Origin of the sequence: Streptomyces nanshensis (assembly GCF_001751255.1) — a bacterium.
Classification (GTDB): domain Bacteria; phylum Actinomycetota; class Actinomycetes; order Streptomycetales; family Streptomycetaceae; genus Streptomyces; species Streptomyces nanshensis_A.
The window spans coordinates 1-6,389 of record NZ_LJGW01000682.1 but is presented as its reverse complement, the minus strand read 5'-3'; the positions used below and the strand labels follow the sequence as shown (position 1 = coordinate 6,389).

The 6,389-nt window shown below is 74.1% G+C and carries 6 protein-coding genes; 4 read left to right on the top strand and 2 right to left on the bottom strand.

From position 1 onward, the window contains the following. Positions 1–49: 49 nt before the first annotated feature. Positions 50–1,288 (bottom strand): FUSC family protein, encoded by a 1,239-nt coding sequence (locus tag AN218_RS31665; RefSeq protein WP_079132801.1) that lies wholly within the window; start codon positions 1,286–1,288, stop codon positions 50–52. Positions 1,289–1,458: 170 nt separating this feature from the next. Between AN218_RS31665 and AN218_RS31660 the strand changes: the two genes are divergently transcribed. Next, complete coding sequence (locus tag AN218_RS31660; protein ID WP_070020467.1) at positions 1,459–1,920, top strand: Crp/Fnr family transcriptional regulator; 462 nt, start codon at positions 1,459–1,461, stop codon at positions 1,918–1,920. A 147-nt stretch (positions 1,921–2,067) separates the two neighbouring features. On the opposite strand, the gene AN218_RS31655 is transcribed toward AN218_RS31660, so the two are convergent. Further along, entirely contained in the window at positions 2,068–3,171 is a 1,104-nt protein-coding gene (locus tag AN218_RS31655) for an alcohol dehydrogenase catalytic domain-containing protein (protein WP_070020466.1), read from the bottom strand. A 307-nt stretch (positions 3,172–3,478) separates the two neighbouring features. Between AN218_RS31655 and AN218_RS31650 the strand changes: the two genes are divergently transcribed. The 3 genes from AN218_RS31650 (at position 3,479) to AN218_RS31640 (ending at position 6,247) form a co-directional block, all read left to right on the top strand. Next, positions 3,479–4,426 carry a universal stress protein gene (locus AN218_RS31650; protein WP_070020465.1) on the top strand — a complete coding sequence of 316 codons (948 nt, stop codon included), beginning with the start codon at positions 3,479–3,481 and terminating at the stop codon, positions 4,424–4,426. Positions 4,427–4,481: 55 nt separating this feature from the next. Continuing rightward, positions 4,482–5,828, top strand: coding sequence for a nicotinate phosphoribosyltransferase (locus AN218_RS31645; RefSeq protein ID WP_070020464.1), 1,347 nt, complete (start codon positions 4,482–4,484; stop codon positions 5,826–5,828). Positions 5,829–5,947: 119 nt separating this feature from the next. Continuing rightward, positions 5,948–6,247 carry a DUF1876 domain-containing protein gene (locus tag AN218_RS31640; protein WP_070020463.1) on the top strand — a complete coding sequence of 100 codons (300 nt, stop codon included), beginning with the start codon at positions 5,948–5,950 and terminating at the stop codon, positions 6,245–6,247. Positions 6,248–6,389 lie beyond the last annotated feature (142 nt).

Genomic DNA, 6,389 nt, shown 5'->3' with positions numbered 1-6,389 from the left:
AGCGGGCTCACCGCCGGGCCGGAGGCGCGAGCGCGCCACGCGCCCGGCGTCACGCCGCCTCCGCGTCCCGGTGCCCGCCGGCCCGCGCCAGTACGGCGTGGATGTGGTCGGCCTCGTCCAGCAGACGTACGGCCTCCGCGAGGAGGATGCCGAACGGCCTGGACGGGTCGCTCAGCGGCAACGACGCCTCGCCCTCGGCCAGTTCGGCCAGCCGCTCGCGGGCCTCGTGCGCCCGCTCGCCCGCGGTGTGCAGCTCGCGGAGCTGCTTCTCCAGCCGGTCCTCGTCGAGCCGGCCGTAGATCTCGGCGATGCCGGCGAAGCGGCACAGGAAGTCGCCGTAGTCGCGCATGAACCGGTGCTCGGCGGGCCCTTCGGCGTCCTGGTGCCACAGGTCGATGCTCCGCATCACCGAGGCCGTCTGGTACGTGGTGCGCTCCAGGGCGTCGACGAGCTGACGGTAGGCGCTGAAGGGGGCGCCGCCGGGAGGGCCGCCGCGCCGGCGGTCCAGCAGCCGGCGCGGGTGCAGGAGGGTGCTCTCCCATGCCGTGCTGACGGACGACCGCGCCTGCTCGGCCAGCGGCGCGAGCCGGTTCGCGCGGTGCCGCCAGTACTCGGTGTGCTCCTTGTCCCACACGCCGTCGCAGAGGCGTTCGCCGGCCTCGGCGGCGAGATCGGCCAGGCTGTGGCCCAGGGTGTGGATGCCGAACTCGGCGCTGCGGTAGCGCAGCGGCGGCAGCACCAGCACGTTGATCACGATGCCGACGCCGCAGCCGATGAGGACGAGCACGAGGATCTGCCCCAGCTCCCGCAGGCCCTGGCTCTCGCTGGCCGCCATCGCGTACGTGGAGAAGGCGAAGAAGGCGGCGGTCGCCACCTGCGGGCCCTGCTGTCCCAGCCGCCGCCACCGTCCGATGGTCATCGCGCCCAGGGCGACGAGGACGAAGCTGACCATGGTCGGCCCGGCCAGCGCGCCGAACAGCCCCTGGAGGGAGACCCCGACGGCCACGGCGGCGACGTAGCGCAGCGCCTGTAGCAGCGACCGGTACGCGGTGATCTGCACCATCAGCACCGCTGAGAACGGCGCGAACGCCGGTGTCTGCGCCCGCATCACGTCGTGCGCGAGATACCACGAAATGCTCGCCACGAGCGTGCACTTGACGATGATCGTCAGGGTCTGCCGCTCCTGGCTGTTGGGGTTCCGCGCCCGGTCCAGCCACAGCGCGGGGCGGGCCGCACGCTCACGGACGGCCCGTGGGCCTCCCCCCGTCGACGCCGGCGCCTGGGCCACTGCTGCCTCCTTCGCTCCCCCGCTCCCCTCCGCGGAACGGTCCGCTCGCCGGGCACCGGTGTGCTCCGGGCCGCCGCCCGCGTACCCGCCGGCGCCATTCCGGCACACGGTGTGAGCAAGTTCGCTCCGGCTGGTTGCGGGGGCGGCGGTGCCGCCGGATGATGAGCGGCATGACGGCCACCGCACCGCGGCTGATCGCCGCGCTTCCGTCCGAGGGCCGGGAACGGCTGCTGCTGCTGGGCCAGGAGGTCCAGTTCCCGCGCGGCACACGCATCTTCGAAGAGGGCCGCACCGCCGAGAAGTTCTGGATCGTGCGCAGCGGTTCGGTCACGCTCGACGTGCACGTTCCCGGGCGGCGGGCCGCGACGGTCGAGACGCTCGGCCCGGAGGAACTGCTCGGCTGGTCCTGGCTCTTCCCGCCGTACGCCTGGCACTTGGGCGCGACGGCGCTGTCCCCGGTGCGCGCCCTGGAGTTCGACGCGCGGAAGGTACGGGAGTTGTGCGACGAGGACCCGGTGCTGGGGCGTGAGCTGTACTTCCAGGTCGCCGGTGTCGTCGCCCGGCGGCTGCACTCCGCGCGCACCCGGCTGCTCGACCTGTACGGGCCGCAGGGCAGCGGACCGCAGAGCTGAGCCCGCCGCGAGATCAGTACGCGGAAACGCGGACGGACTGAGCGCACGGAAGGGCGGCGGCCGGGTGCCGTCCGACCCGGCCGCCGCCGGTCTCCCGCGTCTCCCGCCCCCCCGGCCCTCACACCGGGACGCCCCGCGGACCTTCCGTCAGGACGCCGCCGTCCCGCTGCCCGCCACCGTCACCAGCGACGAGCTGTCCGCCCGGTAGATCTGCTGGCCCTTGAGCGCGACCTTCAGCGCACCGGTCTCCGCGGCGCCCGCGAACACCTCGTACGCCTCCTCCGCCGCGCCGAGTTCGAAGACGTGCGTGACGAGGGACGAGGTCGGCAGCCGCCCGGCGGCGAGCATGCTCAGCAGCATCGGCGTGGACGAGGTGTCGACCAGGCCCGTACGGATCGTCAGGTCCTTCGTCCACAGGGTCTCCAGGTGCAGTTCCGCGGGCCGGCCGTGCACGCCGATGTTGGCGACGTGGCCGCCGGGGCGCACCATGCGCGTGCACATCTCGAACGTCTCGGGTGCGCCCACCGCTTCGATGGTCACGTCCGCGCCGAGCCCCTCGGTGAGGTCCTCGACGAGCTGTTCCGGCTCGTCGGAGGCCAGCACCCGCGCGTCCGCGCCGAAGCGGCCCGCCGCCTCCAGCCGTCCCGTCGTCAGGTCGACGGCGACGACACGGTCCGGCGAGTAGAGCCGCGCCGTGGCGATCGCGGCCAGCCCGACCGGACCGGCGCCCACCACCACGACCGTGTCGCCGGGCTGCACCTGCCCGTTGAGGACGCCGACCTCGTAGCCGGTCGGATAGATGTCGGCGAAGAGCACCGCGTCCTCGCTCTCGACGCCGCCGGGCAGCAGATGCACCGAGTGGTCCGCGAAGGGCACGCGTACGTACTCGGCCTGGGTGCCGTCGATGCTGTTCCCGAGCCGCCAGCCACCGCCGCCGCGGCACTGTCCGTAGACGCCCTGGCGGCAGAAGCGGCAGCGTCCGCAGGCCGTGATGCAGGAGACGAGGACGCGGTCGCCGGGACGCACCGTCCGCACGTCGCGCCCGGCCTCGACCACCTCGCCGACGGCCTCGTGCCCGAGCACCGTGCCCGGCACCACCCCGGGGACGTCGCCGCTCAGGATGTGCAGGTCGGTGCCGCAGATGGTGGTGGTCTCCACCCGTACGACGACGTCCTGCGAGTCCTGGATGTCCGGGTCCCGGACGCTCTCCCAGGCGGCCCTGCCGGGCTCGTGAAAGACCATCGCCTTCATGGTCACGCTCCTCCCGTGCTCCTGCGGGTCCCGTCTCCGGCGTACGGGGACGCGGGCGTGGGAGAGCCCGTCCCCGTGCGGAGACCTGCTCCCAGGCTGGCGCCGCACGGGCGCCGCCTGCATGGGCCGCCCGGCCCACGGCCCGCGTCCGAGCGGCCCGCTCCGGCGCCCGCAGCGGGACCTTCGGCCCACCGCTCGGGCCTCCCGGCCTCTCGGCCGCGCACGGGCGCCGGTGGAGTCTGGACTCAGAGCACGCACGTCGCGCGGTGTCCGGAGCCGGGAGGGAAGCCCGGGAGAGGGAGGCGCCATGTTCCAGACCGTCACGGTGGGACTGGACGGTACGCGGGAAAGCCTGGCCGCGGTCGACTGGGCGGCCCGCGAGGCGCTCGCACGCGGCAGCACGCTCCAGCTCGTCCAGGTACGGGAGACGGGCGCCTATCCGTACTCGCCCATCGCGGACGACGAGGTCGAACGCGAGTGGGCGCAGACGATCACCAACGAGGCCCTGGACGACCTCAACACCCGCATGCCCGAACTGGCCGTCACCGTCGAGATGGTCGCGGGCCGCCCGGCGCACGTCCTCGCGGACGCCTCCGCCGAGACGGAGCTGCTCGTCCTCGGGTCGCGAGGCCTCGGCACCGTCCTCGGGTTCATCGTCGGCTCGACCGCGCTGCCGACCGTGGCGCACACCGCGTGCCCCGTCGTCCTCGTCCGCGCCCCGCACCGCGACCGCGACGAGGAGGCGCAGCCGGGACGGCCGTACGGGACGGAGACGGGAACGGGCGCGGGCCCGGAGCACGGCGGCGATCCGGCGACCGAGTCCCCCGGCGGCGACATCCTCCTCGGCCTCGATCTGGGGCGTCCCTGCGACGAGTTGATCGCCTTCGCCTTCGACCACGCGGAACGGCACGCCACGCCCCTGCACGTCGTACACGCCTGGGACCTCCCCCCGACGTACGGGATGCGCCCGCTGCCCGTGCCGCCCGCGATGACCAACGAACTGCTCGCCGCCCAGAACCAGGCCCTCGCCGCGACCCTCCGCCCCTGGCAGGAGGCGCGGCCCGAGGTGAAGGTGCGGGCCGAGGCCGTCATCGGGCAGCCCTCGCGGCTGCTGGTGGAGGCGGCGTCGCAGGCGTCGATGCTGATCGTCGGCCGCCGCAACCGCCGTTCACGGCTCGGCACGCACGTGGGCACGGTCGCCCACGCCGTCATGCACCACGCGCGCGCACCGGTCGCGATCGTGCCGCACGACTGACACGGGCCGTGCGGCCACGGCCGCGCGGACCCGGCCCCCAGGAGGTGCTCACCAGATGTCCGAGGCGAGGAAGACGGACCTGTACGAGCTGACGATGGCGATGTCGTATGTGCGGGAGGAGATGACGGCGCCGGCGACGTTCAGCCTGTTCGTACGCGATCTGCCCGCCGAGCGCGGCTTCCTCGTCGCGGCCGGGCTGGAGCCGGCGCTCGACTACCTCGCCGGCTACCGCATCGGGCCCGACGACGTCGACGCCTTCGCCGCCGCCCTCGGCCGCCCGGCCCGCGACCTGGTGCCGCTGCTGGGCACGGCCTTCGACGGCGAGGTGCGGGCCGTGCCCGAGGGCACCGTCGTCTTCGCGAACGAGCCGCTGATCGAGGTCACCGCGCCGCTGCCCGTCGCACAGCTCGTCGAGACGTACGTGCTCAATCTGCTCAGCCACCAGACCGCCGTCGCCTCCAAGGCGGCGCGGTGCGTGCTGGCCGGGGCGGGCCGTCCCGTCATGGACTTCGGGATGCGCAGGACGCACGGGCTACAGGCCGGGTACGACGCGGCGCGCGTCGGCGCCCTCGTGGGCTTCGGCGGTACGAGCAACGTCGAGGCCGCGGCCGCGCTCGGGCTGCCCGCGATCGGCACGATGGCGCACTCGTACGTCGAGGCGTTCCACACCGAGGAGGCCGCCTTCCACGCCTTCGCCCGCGCCCACCCCGGCGGCCCGGTGACCTTCCTCGTCGACACCTACGACACCGACGCGGGCGTGCGCACCGCGGCCCGGGTGATCAAGTCCCGCGGGCTGGGCGGGAATTCGGCCGTACGGCTGGACAGCGGCGACCTGGGCGCGCTCGCGGCACGGGCCCGGCGCATCCTGGACGCGGCCGGGCTGACGCGGGTGCGGATCGTTGCGAGCGGCGGCCTGGACGAGTACCGCGTGAACCGGCTGGTGCGCGAGGGCGCCCCCATCGACGTGTACGCGGTGGGCACCAAGGTCGGCGTCTCCGCGGACGCGCCGTATCTGGACTCCGCGTACAAGCTGGTCGCCTACGACGGACGTCCCGTCATGAAGCTCTCCTCCGCGAAGATCACGGCCCCCGGGTCGAAGCAGATCTTCCGCGGGCAGGGCTGCTCGGACGTGATCGCGCTGCGGCACGAGCAGGCACCGTCCGGGCACCGGCCCCTGATGCGGCCGGTGATGCACGGCGGACGGCGGATGAGCGAGGCGCCGCCGCTGCGCGAGGCCCATGAACGCTTCGCCGCGGACGTGGCCCAACTCCCGCCGGAGGCACGGCGGATCACGGGCCCGCTCGCACCGCGTCCCGTCTTCTCCGACCGGCTCAAGTCGCTGACCGACCAGGTCCGCAACCGGATCGAGAGCGAGATCCTCGCGCCGCCGGAACGCGTCTGACGGCCCAGAGCCCGGCCCCCTCCAGGCCGGAACCGACAACCGCAGACCGCACTCGGGGACAGACCGCGCCCGGGAAACGGAGCGCACGAGAGCGCAACAGCGCGCCCAAGGAGGTCACCATGCCGCACACACGCGAATGGAACGTACACATCTTCCTGTACGAGGAGGAGGGCACCACGACCGCCCGCGCGGTCCTCGACACCGGCGAGACGACGCTCTCCGGGCGCGGGGTCGCCCGCTGCAACCCGGAGGACGTGGACATCCCCGAGATCGGCGACGAACTCGCCGCGAGCCGCGCCATGGCCGAACTCGGCCGGCAGATGATGCGCGCGGCCGACCGCGATCTGCAGGGGGTGGGCGCGGGACCGCTGCCGCCGAAGGCACGGGCCGCGTTCGGCTGGCCGGACGTGACGCTGTGAACCGGCCGGTGACCACGGGTCCGGTCGCCGTCGGAGTCGACGGCTCCGCGGGCGGCTTCGCCGCCGTGGAGTGGGGCGCCGCGGAGGCCGCCGCGCACGACGTGCCGCTGTGGCTGGTGTGCGCGGGGGCGGCGGAGCCCTA

Coding starts and splice junctions, on each gene's coding strand:
- AN218_RS31660 (WP_070020467.1), top strand. CDS start 1,459: ATGACGGCCACCGCACCGCGGCTGATCGCCGCGCTTCCGTCCGAGGGC.
- AN218_RS31655 (WP_070020466.1), bottom strand. CDS start 3,171: ATGAAGGCGATGGTCTTTCACGAGCCCGGCAGGGCCGCCTGGGAGAGC.
- AN218_RS31650 (WP_070020465.1), top strand. CDS start 3,479: ATGTTCCAGACCGTCACGGTGGGACTGGACGGTACGCGGGAAAGCCTG.
- AN218_RS31645 (WP_070020464.1), top strand. CDS start 4,482: ATGTCCGAGGCGAGGAAGACGGACCTGTACGAGCTGACGATGGCGATG.
- AN218_RS31640 (WP_070020463.1), top strand. CDS start 5,948: ATGCCGCACACACGCGAATGGAACGTACACATCTTCCTGTACGAGGAG.